The sequence below is a fragment of the Burkholderia sp. E168m23 genome (assembly GCF_016586125.1).
Taxonomy (GTDB): domain Bacteria; phylum Pseudomonadota; class Gammaproteobacteria; order Burkholderiales; family Burkholderiaceae; genus Burkholderia; species Burkholderia orbicola.
Genome location: NZ_BCPP01000032.1, coordinates 1 through 16,979 on the forward strand (window position 1 = coordinate 1; position 16,979 = coordinate 16,979).

Below are 16,979 nucleotides of genomic sequence, written 5' to 3' on the forward strand. Positions count from 1 at the left end.
ATACTGATCGCCCGCTGACCGCCCGCGTCGCACCGGCGGCGTCCGCTCCCGCGCGTGGCGGGCGCGGGCGCCGTCTTTACGCCTGGCTGCCGAGCTCGATGAGCCGGTCGAGCGCGCGGTAGATGTCTTCCAGGCCGTCCTGGCCGAACCGCGACTCGAGCTGACGATATTGCGCGTCGATGCGCGGCCCGATCTCCGTCACCAGTTTCCTGCTTTGCGGCGTCAGGCTGACCAGCAGCCGGCGCTGATCCTCCTGCGCGCGCGTGCGCGTGATCAGGCCGTCGCGCTCCATCCGCTCCAGCACGCCAGTCAGGCTCGGGCTCAGGATGCAGCAGCGTTTCGCGATCTGTCCGGCTTCGAGCGCCTCCGTCGGTTCGCCGTCGAGCACGCGGATGATCCGCCATTGCTGTTCGGTCAGCGAAAATTCCTTGAGAATGGGGCGAAACAGACCCATCAGCGTTTCGCGGGCCTCGAGCAGCAGCATGGCCAGGTTGCGATGGTCGAGCGTACGGTTCATCGGGATGAGCAGAGGACGGGGACGCATCAATCTTAACAGCCGAAGCTGATGAATTTCGCATCTCAGGGTAATCGAGGTTGCCACCACTCGATTGTTTACTTAAGATATTAACTATTGACGATGCGCCGCGACGCGCGGCAGGGGAATGACGCATGGAGCTGTCTTGCACGACCGCCGCGGCGCCGCCGTTGCCGGTCGCCATCGGTACCGTCTACGGGGCCTTGCTCAACGAGCGCGCGGCGCTCGACGCGCTCGGCGATGCGGTGAACGCACCGCCTTACGGCCGCCCGCCGCAGGCGCCGATCCTGTACATCAAATCCGCCAACACGCATGCAGCCGACGGCGCCGCCGTGATCGTGCCGGCCGGTGTCGACACGCTGGAGATCGGCGCGTCGGTGGCCGTCGTGTTCGCGCGGCGCGCGACGCGCGTGCCGGCCGCGCGGGCGCTCGACTACGTGCACGGCTTCACGCTCGCGAGCGACGTGTCGGTGCCGCATCCCGATTACTACCGTCCGGCCGTGCGCTTCAAGTGCCGCGACGGCTTCTGCCCGCTTGGGCCCACGATCGTGCCGGCCGCCGCGCTCGCCGATGTCGACGCGATCGGCCTGACGGTGTGGATCGACGGCGAAGTGGCGGCATCCGCGTCGACCGCGACGCTGATTCGCCCGGTGCGCGCGCTGATCGCCGACGTGACGGCCTTCATGTCGTTCGACGCGGGCGACGTGCTGTTGCTCGGCGTCGCGGGCGGCGCACCGCATGCCCGTGCGGGCAGCACGATCGAGATCGCCGCGGCCGGCATCGGCACGTTGAGGCATACGCTGATCGCGGAGGAAGCGCGATGAAGACGGCGCGCGTGATCTACAACGGCGCACTGCATGCGGCCGAACCGGCCGGCGACGGCGCGATCCGCCTCGATACGGGCCGCGTGGTGGCCGAGGACGCGGTGGCGTGGCTGCCGCCCGTCGCGCCGCGCACGACGTTCGCGCTCGGCCTGAACTACGCCGACCATGCGAAGGAGCTCGCGTTCAACGCGCCGAGCGAGCCGCTGATTTTCCTGAAGGGGCCGAATACGTTCGTCGGTCACCGGTCGCTGACCGTGCGCCCCGCGGACGCCACGCACATGCACTACGAGTGCGAACTGGCCGTCGTGATCGGCCGGCCCGCGCGCCACGTGAGCCGCGCGCAGGCCATCGACTACGTGGCCGGCTATACGGTCGCGAACGACTACGCGATCCGCGACTATCTCGAGAACTACTACCGCCCGAACCTGCGCGTGAAGAACCGCGACACCTGCACGCCGCTCGGGCCGTGGTTCGTCAGCCGCGACGAGATCGGCGACGCGGGCGACCTGACGCTGCGCACGACGGTGAACGGCCGGGAGACGCAGCGCGGCAGCACGCGCGACATGGTGTTCGACGTGCCGGCGCTGATCGAGCACATCAGCAGCTTCATGACGCTCTCGCCGGGCGACCTGATCCTGACCGGCACGCCCGAGGGGCTGGCGGACACGCAGCCGGGCGACGAGGTCGTGACCGAAATCGAAGGAATCGGCCGGCTCGTGAACACGATCGTCGGCGAGGCAGACTACTATCGCGCCGGCTGAGCCCGTCGCCCAAGGAAGGAGAGCACATGACCATCAAGCACTGGATCGGCGGCCGCGAAGTGGAGAGCCGCGAAACCTTCACGACGCTGAACCCGGCGACGGGCGACGTCATCACCGACGTCGCGTCGGGCGGCGAGGCCGAGGTCGATGCGGCCGTGCGCGCGGCGAAGGAAGCGTTCCCCAAATGGGCGAACACGCCGGCGAAGGAGCGCGCGAAGCTGATGCGCAAGCTCGGCGAGCTGATCGAGAAGAACGTGCCGATGCTCGCCGCGCTGGAAACGCAGGATACCGGCCTGCCGATCGCGCAGACGAGCAAGCAGCTGATTCCGCGCGCGTCCGAGAACTTCAACTTCTTCGCCGAAGTGTGCGTGCAGATGAACGGCCGCACCTATCCGGTCGACGACCAGATGCTGAACTACACGCTGTACCAGCCGGTCGGCGTGTGCGCGCTGGTGTCGCCGTGGAACGTGCCGTTCATGACCGCCACGTGGAAGACGGCGCCGTGCCTCGCGCTCGGCAACACGGCCGTGCTGAAGATGTCGGAGCTGTCGCCGCTGACGGCCGACCAGCTCGGCCGGCTCGCGCTCGAAGCGGGTATCCCGCCGGGCGTGCTGAACGTCGTGCAGGGTTACGGCGCGACGGCCGGCGATGCGCTCGTGCGGCATCCGGACGTGCGCGCGGTGTCGTTTACCGGCGGCACGGTCACCGGCAAGCGGATCATGGAGCGCGCGGGCCTCAAGAAGTATTCGATGGAACTCGGCGGCAAGTCGCCCGTGCTGATTTTCGACGACGCCGATTTCGACCGCGCGCTCGACGCGTCGCTGTTCACGATCTTCTCGATCAACGGCGAACGCTGCACCGCGGGCTCGCGGATCTTCGTGCAGCGCACGATCTACGACCGCTTCGTGCAGGAATTCGCGCGCCGCGCGAACAACCTGGTGGTCGGCGATCCGACCGATCCGGGCACGAATCTCGGCGCGATGATCACGCGCCAGCACTGGGAGAAGGTGACGGGCTATATCCGCATCGGCGAGCAGGAAGGCGCGCGCGTGGTCGCGGGCGGCGCGGACAAGCCGGCCGGGCTGCCCGAGCATCTGCGCAACGGCAATTTCGTGCGGCCGACCGTGTTCGCCGACGTCGACAACCGGATGCGCATCGCGCAGGAAGAAATCTTCGGGCCGGTCGCGTGCATCATCCCGTTCGACGACGAAGACGACGGGCTGCGGCTCGCGAACGACACGGCGTACGGCCTGGCGTCGTACATCTGGACGCAGGACGTGGGCAAGGTGCATCGGCTCGCGCGCGGCATCGAGGCCGGGATGGTGTTCGTGAACAGCCAGAACGTGCGCGACCTGCGCCAGCCGTTCGGCGGCGTGAAGGAATCGGGCACCGGGCGCGAGGGCGGCGAGTACAGTTTCGAGGTGTTCGCGGAGATCAAGAACGTGTGCATCTCGATGGGTTCGCATCACGTTCCGCGCTGGGGCGTGTGACGGGCGCCGGCCGTTTTGTCGCAAGAACGATAGGGAGACTTGAACGATGGGCAAACTGTCCCTCGCCGCGAAGATCACGCACGTGCCGTCGATGTACCTGTCGGAACTGCCCGGCAAGCATCACGGCTGCCGTGAAGCGGCGATCCGCGGCCACCAGCTGATCGGCGAGCGCTGCCGCGCGCTCGGCGTCGACACGATCGTCGTGTCGGACGTGCACTGGCTCGTCAACGCCGGCTATCACGTGAACTGCAATGCGCGGTTCGCGGGCACCTATACGAGCAACGAGCTGCCGCATTTCATCCGCGACATGCAGTACGCGTATCCGGGCAACCCGGCGCTCGGCCGGCTGATCGCGGAAACGGCCACCGAGCGCGGCGTCGCGACGCGTGCGCACGAAATCGACAGCCTCGAGCTCGAATACGGCACGCTCGTGCCGATGCGCTACATGAACGGCGACCAGCACTTCAAGGTCGTGTCGATTGCCGGCTGGTGCATGTGGCATCAGCTCGACGAAAGCCGGCGCTTCGGCGAGGCGCTGCTCGAGGCGATCGAGAAGAGCGATTCGAACGTCGCGTTCCTCGCGAGTGGCTCGCTGTCGCACCGCTTCAACGACAACGGCAGCCCCGAGGAATCGATTCACCAGATCAGCCGCGAATTCTTCCGGCAGGTCGACCTGCGCGTGGTCGAGCTGTGGAAGCAGGGCGATTTCAAGACCTTCTGCGCGATGCTGCCCGAATACAACGTGCATTGCCACGGCGAAGGCGGCATGCACGACACGGCGATGCTGCTCGGGCTGCTCGGCTGGGATCGCTACGACAAGCCGGTCGAGATCGTCACCGACTATTTCGCGAGTTCCGGCACCGGGCAGATCAACGCGATCTTCCCGCTGCCCTGAGCGTTGCCGCCCGCCACGCCTTCGAATCCGACTGGAGAGTTGCCATGCCACACATCGTCGTCGAATACACCGCGAACATCCGCGACGACGCCCGCATTCCCGCGCTGCTGCGCACGATCAACGCGACGCTGATCGCGCAGGGCGGCGTGTTTCCGACCGGCGGCATCCGTTCGCGCGCGATCGAGCTGCACGACTATTGCGTCGCGGACGGCACGGAGGACGACGCGTTCGTCCACGTGACGCTGAAGATCGGCGCGGGCCGCAGCGACGAAACGAAACAAGCGGCGTGCGACGCGCTGTTCGATGCGATCAAGGCCCATTTCGCCGAGCTGTACGCGAAACGCTACCTCGCGCTGTCGATGGAACTGACCGAGTTCAGCGAAAGCGGCTCGTACAAGCACAACAACATCCACGCCCGCTACAAGCGGGCCGGCTGAACCCATTCCCGATCCGACCATGCTCGAACCCGCCCTCATCGACCAGCTCGCGCACCGTCTGCACGACGCCGAGCGCGCACGCACGCAGATCCGCCAGATCTCGCTCGACCATCCCGACATCACGATCGACGACGCGTATGCGATCCAGCGTGCGTGGGTGACCCTCAAGCTCGCGGAAGGCCGCACGCTGAAGGGGCACAAGATCGGCCTCACGTCGAAGGCGATGCAGAACACGTCGCAGATCGACGAGCCCGACTACGGCGCGCTGCTCGACGACATGTTCTTCGACGACGGCGGCACGATCCCGACCGGCCGCTTCATCGTGCCGCGCGTCGAGGTCGAGCTCGCGTTCGTGCTGGGCAAGCGGCTCACGGGGCCGAACTGCACGATCTTCGACGTGTACGACGCCGTCGATTACGTCGTGCCGGCGCTCGAGATCATCGACGCGCGCAGCCAGTCGATCGACCCCGATACGAAGCGGCCGCGCAAGGTGTTCGACACGATCGCCGACAACGCGGCGAACGCGGGCGTCGTGATCGGCGGCCGGCCGGTGCGCCCGCAGGACGTCGATTTGCGCTGGGTCGCGGCGATCATGTCGCGCAACGGCGTGGTCGAGGAAACCGGCGTCGCGGCCGGCGTGCTGAACCATCCGGCGAACGGCGTCGCGTGGCTCGCGAACCGGCTGTCGCGTTTCGACGTCGCGCTGGAGCCGGGGCAGATCGTGCTCGGCGGGTCGTTTACGCGGCCCTGCGCGGCGCGATCGGGCGACACGTTCAGCGTCGACTACGGTCCGCTCGGGACGATCCAGTGCTACTTCGAGTGAGGTGAGCGAACGATGCAGATTCCGTCGAATGTCTTCAAGGCCGCGCTCGCGCGCGGTGACGCGCAGGTCGGCCTGTGGCTCGGCCTCGCGAATCCGTACAGCGCCGAAGTGGTCGCGGGCGCCGGTTTCGACTGGTTGCTGATCGACGGCGAACATGCGCCGAACACGATCCCGACGATCCTCGCGCAACTGCAGGCGATCGCGCCGTATCCGTCGCATCCGGTCGTGCGCGTGCCGTGGAACGATCCGGTGATCGTCAAGCAGGTGCTCGATCTCGGCGCGCAGACGTTGCTCGTGCCGATGGTCCAGAGCGCGGACGAGGCGCGTGCGGCGGTGGCCGCGACGCGTTATCCGCCGCACGGGATGCGCGGTGTCGGCAGCGCGCTGGCGCGCGCGTCGCGGTGGAATCGCGTCGGCGAGTACCTGCATCGCGCGAACGACGAGATGGCCGTGCTCGTGCAGGTCGAGACGCGCGCGGGGCTCGATGCGATCGATGCGATTGCGCGGGTCGACGGCGTCGATGGCGTGTTCATCGGGCCGGCTGATCTTGCTGCCGATCTCGGCCATCTCGGCCATCCGGGGCACCCGGACGTGCAGGCCGCGATCGACGGTGCGATCCGCGCGATCAAGGCGGCCGGCAAGGCGCCGGGCATCCTGAGCGCGGATGAAGCGGCCGCGCGGCGCTATCTGGAAGCGGGCGCGTTGTTCGTCGCGGTCGGTGTCGATACGACGTTGCTGGCACGGAGCGCGGAGCGGCTCGCCGCGCAGTTCAAACGAAACGGCGACGACGCCGTGAAGCAGGGCGACGGCACGTATTGATGCGGCGGCGGGCGGTTTTCCCGTGCCGACCGCCGGCTTTTCGCCGCGCGGCTTCATGCATGCGCATGGCCGCACCTATCGCTGCGCTTGGCTTCCCGTTTCCATGTATTTCCCCGGCGTCGTCCCCAGCGCGCGCCGGAACATGTCGATGAACGCGCTCACGTTGTCGTATCCGAGATCGAGCGCGATCGTCGTCACCGGCACGCCGTCGGCAATGCGCTCCAGCGCCCGCAGCAGCCTGGCCTGCTGACGCCACTGCGCGAACGTCAGCCCCGTTTCGGCGACGAAGCGGCGGCTCATCGTCCGCGCGCCGATGCCGGCCCATTCGGCCCATTCCTCGAGCCGCCGGTCGTTCGCGAGATCAGCAGCCAGCGCATCGGTGATCTTCACGAGCCGAGGGTCTCGCGGCCGGACCAGCCCCAGCGCCTCGGCTTCCGATGCCGCGATTTCATCGAGGATCACGTCGGCGATCCGGGTCTGCGCGGCATCCAGATCGGCATCGCCCCAGCTCGCTGCACGCTGCACGGCTTCGCGCAGCAGCGGCGTCGTGCGGATCGCGCGCGGCGTGGCCGGCAGCGTCGCGCAGCGGGCTTCCGCGACGAACGCCGACCAGCCGGCGATCGGCCCGAACGAGCGCAGCGAATGCCGGCAATGCGGCGGAATCCAGATCGCATGGATCGCCGGCACGACCCACTCCTGATCGTCGAGGCCGATCGTCACCAGCCCGCTCAGCGCGCCGACGAGCTGGCCGCGCGCATGCGAATGCGGCGCGGTGATACGCGGGTCGCGTTGCGACAGGACGGCGGCGACCACGAACGGGCCGTCGTCGGACGTGACGAAGCGGGCGGGCAGGAGCGGATCGGACATGGCCGGATATCGGTATCGAATGGCTGTTATACCGGAGATCGGCCGGTTTCGCACGCCTACACTGCGTCCATCGATGACAACCGGAGCAAGACGCGATGCGAGCCGAACAGATGCTTCCCGACCATGCCAACCAAGTCGATGCCGGCGGAACGACGATCCGCAAGGGGACCGTCGGCGCGTTTCTGGTCAATGCGCGTGTATTGACCGATCCGAACGCCGCGCCGGCCGAGAGGGCGCGCGCGGAGGCCGATGCGATCGACGCATTGCCCGCGCTGCGTGCGCTCGGCCTGTTCGACGTGCTCGAAGTACGCGATCCCGCGCTGCGCGCATGGCTCGATGCCCGATAAAGGCCCACCCCTCCAGAATTGAAGGAATCACCATGAAAGCAGCAGTCGTTGAAGGCGCTGGACAACGTCCGGTTTATACGGAGTTCGAACCGCCGGGCGCGATGCCGGGCCACAGCCTGATCGACGTGACGGCGTCCGCGCTGAGCCGCATCGCGCAGGGGCGTGCGGCGGGGACGCATTATTCGTCCGTTGGCGGTTATCCGTTCGTCGTCGGTGTCGACGGCGTGGGGCGTCTCGAAGATGGTCGGCGCGTCTACTTCTTCGGTGCGCCCGCGCCGTTCGGCGCAATGGCCGAACGTACGATCGCGCCCGATACGCAGTGCGTGCCGCTGCCGGACGCGCTCGACGATGTCACGGCGGCGGCGATCGCGATTCCGGGGATGTCGTCGTGGGCGGCGCTGACCGAACGCGCGGGGTTCGTCGCGGGCGAGACGGTGCTCGTCAACGGCGCAACGGGGACGTCGGGGCGGCTCGCGGTGCGGATCGCGAAGCATCTCGGCGCGGCGAAGGTGATCGCGACAGGCCGCAACGCGGCCGCGCTGCAGGCGTTGCTGAGTGCCGGCGCGGACGCGGTGGTGTCGCTGCAGCAGGACGACGTGCATCTGGCGCGGGCGCTCGAACCGCATTTCCGCGCGGGCGTGGACGTCGTGCTCGATTATCTGTGGGGCGCCAGCGCGCAGACGCTGCTGGTTGCCGCCGCGAAGGCGCCCCCTGGCGGACAGCGGGTGCGCTTCGTGGAGATCGGCTCGATCAGCGGCGCGGACGTGTTGTTGCCGGGCGCCGTGCTGCGCGCGACCGCGATCGAGCTGATGGGCAGCGGCCTGGGCAGCGTGCCGTTGCCGCGCCTGCTGGCGTCGGTGCACGGCGTGTTCGAGGCGGCCGGGGATGCGGGCCTCACGATCGACACGCGCACGGTGCCGCTGTCGGCGGTCGGTGAACACTGGGGCGATGCGAGCAGCGTCGTGCGTCCGGTGTTCACGATGCGTGGCGAGTGAGCAGCGCATCGCCAGGCAGCGGGCCGGATGCGGCGTGAGCGTCGAGTTGCGCGGCAGCGTTCGGCCGGTCGCCGTCATGCCGCCGCGCGTAGCGTGGAAAGCAGGCGGGGCGGCTGATCAACCGCTGCCGCTCGTCACGTCGGCTTCAAAACCGCTGCTGAATCCCCGCCGTCACCCCGACCTGCGTGGTGCCATACCCGTTGAAATCGCGCGACACGCCGACCTTCTGGTCGTGTTTCGCGATCGCGAACGCCCCGGCCGCATACAGCACCGTGCGCTTCGACAGCGCGTACTGCGCACGCACCGACACCAGCGTCGGATCGGTATCCGTGCCGCCCTTGATGTTCTGGTGATAGACGGCCGCGATCAGCGAGAACGTCGGCGTGAACTGGTACGACCCGCCGAGCCAATACATGTCGCTCAACTGGTTCGCGGCCGTGGTGTGGAACGTGCGCCGATAGTTGCGATAGCCGGCCATCGTCTTCAGGTTGCCGAAGTCGTAGCTCAGGCCCGCGTGGATGCCCTGAATGTAGTTGACTGTATCGGCCGGCGTGACGCTGTCGGCCGCGCCGTTCTGCCGGTCGAACGTGACGACCGCCGCGAATGGCCCCGTCTCGTAGCCCACCGCGAAATCGTATTTCGAGCTGGTCTTCATGCTGCCCGGCACGTTGCCGAACCCGTACAGCGCGCCGAACTTGAAGCCGCTGAATTCGCCGTCGTAGCGCACCGCGTTCGACGAGCGCGTGAACAGGCCGTCCTTGCGGCCGCCGGTCGCCATCGACGAGGTCGCCCACGAGTAGTTCTGCGCGTAACCCATCGGGTCGAACGGCAGCATGTAATCGTAAGTGACGGTGAAGTTGCGGCCGAGCGACAGCTCGCCCCATTTCCCTTTCAGACCGACCGTCGCGCGGCGCGCGAAGATCGAGTCGGGGCCGTCGTCCGAGGCGCCGTTCGCGAGGTCGATTCCGCTTTCGAGCCGGAACACGGCCTTCAGCCCGCCGCCGAGATCCTCGACGCCGCGCAGGCCCCAGCGCGACGTGTTCTTGTTGCCCGACTTCAGCTTGACCGAATTGCCGCCTTGTGGTGCCGCATGGTTCGTGAATTCGATGCCGGCGTCCATGATCCCGTACATCGTGACCGACGACTGCGCGTGCGCGGCCGGCGCGGCGAGGCAGGCGGCCGCGGCTGAACCGGTGAGGACTACTGTTCGAATCGAACGTTCTGCGCGTGACTTCATTGACGGTGTCTCCTTGGTTCTTGTGGGTTGGGTGAAACGGATACGGCGCGCAACCGCGCAATCGCCCGCGGCGGACGCCGGGAAGCGTCCGCCGGGCAGGAAGGCGGCTGCGTGGAGTGACAGGCGGCGGCACGCTGGCCGCCACGATCGGGTCAGCCCGCTTTCGCGAACGTCCAGCAGTCGTTGGTCGGGAATTCGATCCAGTGCTTGCCGGCCGCGCGCGGTACATGGCCGAACGCACGCAGGCGCATCTCGCCGCAATGGAACAGGTACTCCCAGCGATCGCCGAGATACATCGACGTGACGAGGTCGGCCTGGAGCCGGTTCGCGCCCGGGCCGTCGGCGACCTGCACGCGTTCGAGGCGGATCACGGCCTGGGCGTCCTGGCCCGGCGCGAGCGTGTCGCGGGCAAGCGCCTGCAGCTCCCAGCCGTCGCCGGCGAGCGTCACGCATTCGCCGTCGATCGCGGCGACGCGCGCGTCGATCCGGTTGTTGCTGCCCATGAATTCGGCGGTGTACAGCGAGCGCGGCGCGCCGTACAGCTCGGCCGGCGTGCCTTCCTGCTCGATGCGGCCGTTGCGCAGCAGCAGGATGCGGTCGGACATCGCCATCGCTTCGGTCTGGTCGTGCGTCACGCAGAGCGCCGACAGCCCGAGCGACACGATCAGCTCGCGCAGCCACGCACGCGCTTCCTCGCGCAGCTTCGCGTCGAGGTTCGACAGCGGCTCGTCGAGCAGGATCACCGGCGGGTTGTAGACGAGCGCACGGGCAATCGCGACGCGCTGCTGCTGGCCGCCCGACAGCTGATGCGGAAAGCGTTCCGCGAGATGGCCGAGGCCGAGCTGGTCGAGCGCGGTCTGCACGCGGCGCTTCTGTTCGGCCGGCGCGACACGGCGCAGCTTGAGGCCGTAGCCGACGTTGTCGGCGACGGTGCGGTGCGGCCACAGCGCGTACGACTGGAACACGAGGCCGAGCGAGCGCTGTTCGACCGGCAGGTCGACGCGCCGCGCGCCGTCGAAGAACACGCGGTCGTCGAGCTGGATGCGGCCGTCCGACGGCTGTTCGAGGCCGGCCACCGCACGCAGCAGCGTGGTCTTGCCGCTGCCCGACGCGCCGAGCAGGCACACGACTTCGCCGGCCTTCAGTTCGAACGACACGCCCTTGAGGATCGGGTTGGCGCCGTAGCTGAGGTGCAGATCGTCGACGATGAGCTTATCCATGAAGTTTCACTCCGAAGCGCAGGGCCACGCCGAGACCGGCGCCGACCATCGCGATGTTGATGACAGAGAGCGCCGCGACCTGATCGACGGCGCCGGTCGCCCACAGCGACACGAGCAGCGCGCCGATCACTTCGGTGCCGGGCGACAGCAGGTAGACGGCGGTCGAGTATTCGCGCTCGAAGATCATGAAGATCAGGAGCCACGCGGCGAGCAGGCCGAAGCGCACGAGCGGCAGCGTCACGTCGAGCGACACGCGGCTGCGCGTCGCGCCGACGCTGCGGCCGGCTTCCTCGAGTTCCGGGCCGACCTGCAGCAGCGCGCTCTGGATGAGCCGCATCCCGTACGCGAGCCACACGACCGTGTACGCGATCCAGATGCTCCACATCGAGTTCTTCAGCTCGCGCAGGCCGGGCACGAACAGGAAGATCCACAGGAACGCGAGACCGGCGAGGAGACCCGGCACCGCGCGCGGCAGCAGCACAAGGTAGTCGAGCAGCTTGGTCGCCCAGTCGGGGCGGCGGTGGCCGGCGAACGCGACGAGCGAGTAGAAGCCGATCGCGAGCGCGCCGCCGATCACGCCGATGCCGAGCGTGTTGACGATCGCGCGCACCAGGTTGTCCTGCTCGAACAGTTCGATGAAGTTCGACAGCGTCAGTACTTCGGCGAGCGCGACACCTTCGCCCCAGTTGGTCACGAACGCACGCAGCACGATGCCCGAGATCGGCACGATCACGGTCAGCATCAGCCACAGCGCGACGATCGCGAGCGCGACCCAGCGCCACACGCCGAGCGGCAGCACGGTCGCGCGGCCGGCCTTGCCCTTCACGGTGACGAAGCGGCTCGCGGTCTTCAGCAGGCGGCGCTGCAGCAGCACGAGCGGGAACGTGATCGCGACGATGCACACGGCGACTGCGGCCATCAGGTGATACGACGGCACGCCGAGCTTGTTGGTCAGCTTGTACAGGTAGGTCGCGAGCACGAGGTGGCCTTCCGGATCGCCGAGCACGAGCGGCAGCCCGAACACCTCGAAACCGAGGAAGAACACCAGCACGCCGGCGAACAGCAGCGCGGGCATCGTCATCGGCAGGCTCACGTCGAGCGCGACGCGGAACGGGCGGGCGCCGGTCACGCGCGCGGCTTCCTCGACGTCCGAGCCGAGGTTGCGCAGCGCGGCCGACGAATACAGGTACACGTGCGGCACGTGCGTGAGGCCCACGATCACCGTGATCGCGAAGATCGAATACACGTTCCAGGGCACGTTCTGTACCCCGAAGAGTGCCTTGAACCACACCGAGTAGAAGCCGACCGGGCCGGCCGCGACCACGTAGCCGAACGCGAGCACCATCGGCGACACGAACACCGGCGTGAGCAGCAGCGGTTCGAGCCAGCGGCGGCCGGGCAGGTCGGTGCGCACCATCAGGAACGCGAGGATGCCGCCGAGCGGGATCGAGATGAACAGCATCCCGCCGGCGATGATGAACGAGTTCTTCACGGCCGACCAGAAGTCGGGATCGCTGAAGATGAAACGGAAGCCTTCGACGCCGAGCGTCTTGTTCGCGTCGAAGAACGGCGCGGACAGCAGGCTCTGGAACAGGATGAAGCCGAGCGGCAGCGCGACCGCGACGGTCAGGACCGCGACGACGATCCAGCGCAGCATGCCGGCGAGCGGCTGCAGGCTGCTGACCGGCAGCGCGGGAATCGCGTCGCGCGGGCCGGTGGCGGGCGGGACGGCCGGTGCCGTGCCGCGTGTGCTGGTTGAAAGCATGAGTTCGCCCCTGCGGCCATCCGGATGGCCGCCTCAAGGAAGTCGGTAAGGGGAAGGGGCCGCCCGCGCGCGGTGCGGCGGGCGGCCCGAGGTCAGCGGCTCAGCGCATCAGCGCTTGATCGCCTGCTGCCATTGCTTCAGGAACGCGAGTCGCTTCGACTGGTCGAGATAGACCAGCAGGCCGGTGCCGATCTGGATCGGCTTCAGCGAATCGCCGAGTTCCTTCGTGAGGCTCGCGGCCGACGTTTCGCCGGTCACGTCCGCGCGGATCGCGTACAGGTTCGCCTGGTTCGCGATCAACGTCTGGCCGCGTTTCGACAGCAGGTAATCGACCCACAGCTTCGCGGCGTTCGGGTTCTTCGCCTTCTTCGACACCGTGGCGAGACGGCTCACGACCTGCGTGTAGTCCTTCGGAAACACGTAGCCGATCGACTTGTCCTTCTTCGCCTTTGCGTAGGCATACGAACCGATGATGTTGTAGCCGATCAGGTTCTCGCCCGACGAGATGCGCTCCATCATCGCGCCCGTGCTCGACTGCAGCTTCGGGCCGGTCGCGCCGATCGCCTTGACGAGTTCCCACGTGACTTTCTCGTTCACGTGCGCGTCCTGGGTCAGATAGTTGAAGCCGACGCCCGATTTCTCGATGTCGTAGGTCGTGACCTTGCCCTTGAACTTGTCGGCCTGCGTGGTGAGCAGCTTGATCAGGTCGGCGCGCGTCGTCGGCACTTCGTTCTCGGGGATCAGCCGCTTGTTGTAGACGATCGCGAGCGGCTCGAACGTCGTGCCGTACGCCTGCTTCTGGTACTGCGCCCATTGCGGCACGTTCTGGCTTTCGGGCGAATCGTAGGACGCCATCAGGCCGTCGTTGACGAGCTTGACCTGCAGGTCCATCGCCGAGCTCCACAGCACGTCGGCGCTGGTGCTGCTCGCCGCGTTCTCGCTGATGTAGCGGTTGTACAGCTCGGTGCTGTTCATGTCGTTGTACTCGACCTTCACGCCGTACAGGCTTTCGAAGTCCTTGATCAGCGGACGCACGAGGCCCGTGTCGGTCGTCGAGTAGACGATCAGCTTGCCTTCCTTCTTCGCGGCGTCGATCACGCCCTGGTAGTTCCCCGGGTAGCCGGCCGGAACCTGCGCGGCGGCGCTGCCGGCGGCAGTGCCCAGAACGATCGCCAGCGCGGCGGCGAGTTGCTTCGGTGCAAACGGCATGTCTTCCTCCAGTGATGCGTGGGTTTTGTTCGAGTGACGCGGATGTTAATTGCGAGGCACTTTCAGCCTGCTTTCATTCCGGTGCGCAATCGTGCCGTCCGTGTCATGGATTTCCCGAGGTCGACGCGGCGCCGGCCGCGGGTTTCGCGGCGCGCGGCAGGGCTTGAAAGGTGGGGCGACGCTGGGGCGCGGGCTACGCGGAAGTGGCCAGCAGTTGGCCGAGGAGGCGGCCGCCATGCCGCGCGTGGGCGGCCGTCAGCGCGGCATAGCCCACGACGACGCCCGCTTCGCGGCGGGCGCTTCGACAGAAGCCGCGGACCGGTTGCAGCTCGACGCCGGCCGCGCGGGCTTGCGCGACATACGTGGCATCGTCGATGCCGGGTGGCAGCCACAGCACGAAATGAAAGCCCGCGTGCTCGCCCGTCACCGTGTACCGGCCGCCGGCATGTTTCTCCAGCTGCTCGAGCACGATGTCGCGCCGCTGGCGGTACGCGTGGCGGGCGGCGCGCAGGTGCTTCGCGAAATCGCCTTGACCGATGAAGCGGGCCAGCGCCAGTTGCGGCGCGACGCCGACCGAGCGCGCGGTCGCGTGCCACACGGCGGACAGAGCCGGCCGCAGCGCCGCCGGCACCACCATGAAGCCGATGCGCAGCCCGGAAAACAGCGTCTTGTTGAACGACCCGCAATAGATCACGCGGTCGCACGCGTCGAGCGATTTCAGCGCGGGCAGCGGGGCGGTCTGGTAGCTGAATTCGCCGTCGTAGTCGTCCTCGATGATCCACGTGCGGTTGCGCTGCGCCCAGTCGAGCAGTTCGAGCCGGCGCGAGACCGACATCGTGACGCCGAGCGGCGCCTGATGGGCCGGCGTCACGTATGCGGCGCGCGCATCGGGATGGCGATTCAGCGATGCGGTGTCGATGCCTTCCCGATCGACCGGCACGTCGATCACGGTCGCGCCCGCGATCGTGAAGATCTGCCACGCCGACGCATAGCCGGGGTCTTCCATCAGCACCGTCGAGCCGGGTGCGAGCAGCGTGCGTGCGACGAGGTCGATCGCGTGGCGGATGCCGGTTGTGATGACGATGTCGCCGGCTTCGCACGGGATGCCGCGGTATTCCCGCAGGTACGCGGCGATCTCGGCGCGCAGGCTTTCGACGCCCAGTGCCGGTGTCGCACCGAGGTCGTCCGCCGTCGCGGCGAGCAGGCTGGCGCCGAGCGCCTTCTTCCATTGCTGCATCGGCAGCAGGTCGGGGTCGGCGAGCCGCGCGACGAACGGGACGCCCGGACGCACGCCGTGTTCGGGCTCGGCCGGGGCGGTGGATGCGGGGGACGCGAGGGTGGCGGGGAGCGGACTGCCGTCTTGCGACCGCGCGGCCGCGCGCAGATAGCTGTCCGGCACCACCGCGCACACGCGTGTGCCGGAGCCTTGCGTGCGGGCGATGTAGCCCTCGGCGCACAGGATGTCGTACGCCGCTTCGACGGTGCCGCGCGCGATGTCCCAGCGCGCGGCCAGCGTCCGGCTGGATGGCAGCGGACTGTCGCCGGGCAGCAGGCGTTTCAGGATCGCGTCGCGAATCGTGTCGGCGATGCATTCCTGCTTCGAGTGCGGGCTGCCGCCCGACAGCCCGGCAGGGCGCGGCAGGTCCAGCGGAATCGCGGCTTTGCCTCGCGACATAGTGGTCCAGTCAACAGTCGATTTAATGGTCCTTCAGCTTATATCACTTTCGCCTTAGATTGCTGTCGACCCCACTCATCCGGCCGATCCGGACTTACCGCATGAAGACGCGTTCATTACCCCGCCGGGGCTGGCTGTTCCTGTTGATGCTCGTCGTGTGCCTGCCGCGCGTCACGATCGACGCGTACCTGCCGTCGCTGCCCGCGATGGCGGATGCGCTGCACGGCACCGACGCGCAGCTGCAACTCACGCTGACCCTGTACATGGTCGGCTATGCGCTGTCGATGCTGGTGTCGGGGCCGCTGTCCGACCGCTACCGCCGACGGCCGGTGCTGCTCGGCGGCCTGTGCGTGTACGTCGTCGCGAGCGTTGCCTGCGCATGGTCGACCAGCATTCCGGCGCTGATCGCCGCGCGCGTGTTCCAGGCGCTGGGCGGCTGCTGCGGCACCGTGATCGGCCGGGTGATCGTGCGCGAGCGTTTTCCGGCCGCGACGCAGGCCACGATGCTCGGCCATATTTCGGCGAGCATGGCGCTGTCGCCGGTGGTCGCGCCGCTGGCCGGCAGCGCGATTGCCGAGTGGCTCGGCTGGCGCGGCGTGTTCGGCTGGCTGGCGGCGGGCGGGCTGGTCGCGACCGCGATGGTGCTGCGCTACCTGCCCGAGACCCGCGAGCGCGACGCGCGGCCGCCCGCCGGCGCCGGGCTGCTGCGGACCTACGCCGGCCTGCTGCGCGAGCGGCGGTTCCTGCGCTATTCGCTCGCGATCAGCTTTGCTTATTGCACCTACTATCCGTTCATCGCGGAATCGTCGACGCTGTTCCAGCGGCACATCGGCGTGTCCGGGCCGGTCTATGCGGCGATCTTCGGCGTGACCGTGCTCGGCTACCTGATCGGTTCAAGTGCGTTCGCGAGGACCGGTACGCGCCGGACAGCCGATTCGGTCATCGCGGCGGCGGCGGCCGTCAATCTGGTCGGCGCCGCCGTGCTGTGGGTCGGCGGCGCGCTCGCGCCGGCTTCGGTGACGGCGCTCGTCGCGCCGATGTTCGTCGTGATGATCGCGGTCGGGATCGCGATTCCGGCCT

17 protein-coding genes are annotated in these 16,979 nt (G+C 68.0%); 10 read left to right on the top strand and 7 right to left on the bottom strand.

Annotated features, from left to right (window positions below):
- Positions 1–76: 76 nt before the first annotated feature.
- Positions 77–517: a homoprotocatechuate degradation operon regulator HpaR gene (gene hpaR / locus JMF90_RS03140; protein ID WP_012338289.1), complete on the bottom strand. Its 441-nt coding sequence runs from the start codon at positions 515–517 to the stop codon at positions 77–79.
- A gap of 152 nt (positions 518–669) precedes the next feature.
- Between hpaR and JMF90_RS03145 the strand changes: the two genes are divergently transcribed.
- From JMF90_RS03145 to hpaI, 7 genes are read left to right on the top strand one after another with little or no spacing between them, the layout of a single operon-like run.
- Positions 670–1,359 (top strand): fumarylacetoacetate hydrolase family protein, encoded by a 690-nt coding sequence (locus JMF90_RS03145; RefSeq protein WP_011547841.1) that lies wholly within the window; start codon positions 670–672, stop codon positions 1,357–1,359.
- On the top strand, positions 1,356–2,120 hold the full coding sequence (locus JMF90_RS03150; protein ID WP_006479172.1) for a fumarylacetoacetate hydrolase family protein: 765 nt from the start codon (positions 1,356–1,358) through the stop codon (positions 2,118–2,120). Before JMF90_RS03145 ends, JMF90_RS03150 begins: the two co-directional genes overlap by 4 nt.
- 26 nt (positions 2,121–2,146) lie before the next feature.
- Positions 2,147–3,610: a 5-carboxymethyl-2-hydroxymuconate semialdehyde dehydrogenase gene (hpaE, locus tag JMF90_RS03155; protein WP_011547840.1), complete on the top strand. Its 1,464-nt coding sequence runs from the start codon at positions 2,147–2,149 to the stop codon at positions 3,608–3,610.
- A gap of 46 nt (positions 3,611–3,656) precedes the next feature.
- Positions 3,657–4,505, top strand: a complete 849-nt coding sequence (gene hpaD / locus JMF90_RS03160; protein WP_011547839.1) for a 3,4-dihydroxyphenylacetate 2,3-dioxygenase — start codon at positions 3,657–3,659, stop codon at positions 4,503–4,505.
- Between the two features lie 44 nt (positions 4,506–4,549).
- Positions 4,550–4,942, top strand: a complete 393-nt coding sequence (locus JMF90_RS03165; RefSeq protein ID WP_011547838.1) for a 5-carboxymethyl-2-hydroxymuconate Delta-isomerase — start codon at positions 4,550–4,552, stop codon at positions 4,940–4,942.
- A gap of 19 nt (positions 4,943–4,961) precedes the next feature.
- Positions 4,962–5,765: a 2-oxo-hept-4-ene-1,7-dioate hydratase gene (gene hpaH / locus JMF90_RS03170; protein ID WP_006479168.1), complete on the top strand. Its 804-nt coding sequence runs from the start codon at positions 4,962–4,964 to the stop codon at positions 5,763–5,765.
- A gap of 12 nt (positions 5,766–5,777) precedes the next feature.
- Positions 5,778–6,584, top strand: coding sequence for a 4-hydroxy-2-oxoheptanedioate aldolase (hpaI, locus tag JMF90_RS03175; RefSeq protein WP_011547837.1), 807 nt, complete (start codon positions 5,778–5,780; stop codon positions 6,582–6,584).
- Between the two features lie 75 nt (positions 6,585–6,659).
- Here hpaI and JMF90_RS03180 read toward each other — a convergent pair whose 3' ends face one another.
- Positions 6,660–7,451 carry a helix-turn-helix domain-containing protein gene (locus tag JMF90_RS03180; RefSeq protein WP_011547836.1) on the bottom strand — a complete coding sequence of 264 codons (792 nt, stop codon included), beginning with the start codon at positions 7,449–7,451 and terminating at the stop codon, positions 6,660–6,662.
- Between the two features lie 95 nt (positions 7,452–7,546).
- Here JMF90_RS03180 and JMF90_RS03185 point away from each other — a divergent pair, with 95 nt between their 5' ends.
- Positions 7,547–7,798: a hypothetical protein gene (locus JMF90_RS03185; protein WP_006479165.1), complete on the top strand. Its 252-nt coding sequence runs from the start codon at positions 7,547–7,549 to the stop codon at positions 7,796–7,798.
- Positions 7,799–7,830: 32 nt separating this feature from the next.
- On the top strand, positions 7,831–8,793 hold the full coding sequence (locus JMF90_RS03190) for a zinc-binding alcohol dehydrogenase family protein (RefSeq protein ID WP_011547835.1): 963 nt from the start codon (positions 7,831–7,833) through the stop codon (positions 8,791–8,793).
- A 145-nt stretch (positions 8,794–8,938) separates the two neighbouring features.
- Here JMF90_RS03190 and JMF90_RS03195 read toward each other — a convergent pair whose 3' ends face one another.
- The 5 genes from JMF90_RS03195 to JMF90_RS03215 form a co-directional block, all read right to left on the bottom strand.
- On the bottom strand, positions 8,939–10,030 hold the full coding sequence (locus JMF90_RS03195; RefSeq protein WP_011547834.1) for a porin: 1,092 nt from the start codon (positions 10,028–10,030) through the stop codon (positions 8,939–8,941).
- Between the two features lie 152 nt (positions 10,031–10,182).
- The gene (locus JMF90_RS03200) at positions 10,183–11,250 is read right to left on the bottom strand and encodes an ABC transporter ATP-binding protein (protein WP_125381466.1); all 1,068 of its coding nucleotides are present in this window, start codon (positions 11,248–11,250) and stop codon (positions 10,183–10,185) included.
- Positions 11,243–13,015: an iron ABC transporter permease gene (locus JMF90_RS03205; RefSeq protein ID WP_011547832.1), complete on the bottom strand. Its 1,773-nt coding sequence runs from the start codon at positions 13,013–13,015 to the stop codon at positions 11,243–11,245. The genes JMF90_RS03200 and JMF90_RS03205 overlap by 8 nt, the downstream gene beginning before the upstream one ends.
- 108 nt (positions 13,016–13,123) lie before the next feature.
- Positions 13,124–14,224, bottom strand: coding sequence for an ABC transporter substrate-binding protein (locus tag JMF90_RS03210; protein ID WP_011547831.1), 1,101 nt, complete (start codon positions 14,222–14,224; stop codon positions 13,124–13,126).
- Between the two features lie 193 nt (positions 14,225–14,417).
- A complete protein-coding gene (locus JMF90_RS03215) occupies positions 14,418–15,899 on the bottom strand; it encodes a PLP-dependent aminotransferase family protein (RefSeq protein ID WP_011547830.1) in 1,482 nt (493 codons plus the stop codon).
- Between the two features lie 101 nt (positions 15,900–16,000).
- On the opposite strand from JMF90_RS03215, the gene JMF90_RS03220 reads away from it, so the two are divergent.
- A partial coding sequence (locus JMF90_RS03220) for a multidrug effflux MFS transporter (protein ID WP_201324956.1) occupies positions 16,001–16,979 on the top strand: 979 nt, incomplete at its 3' end.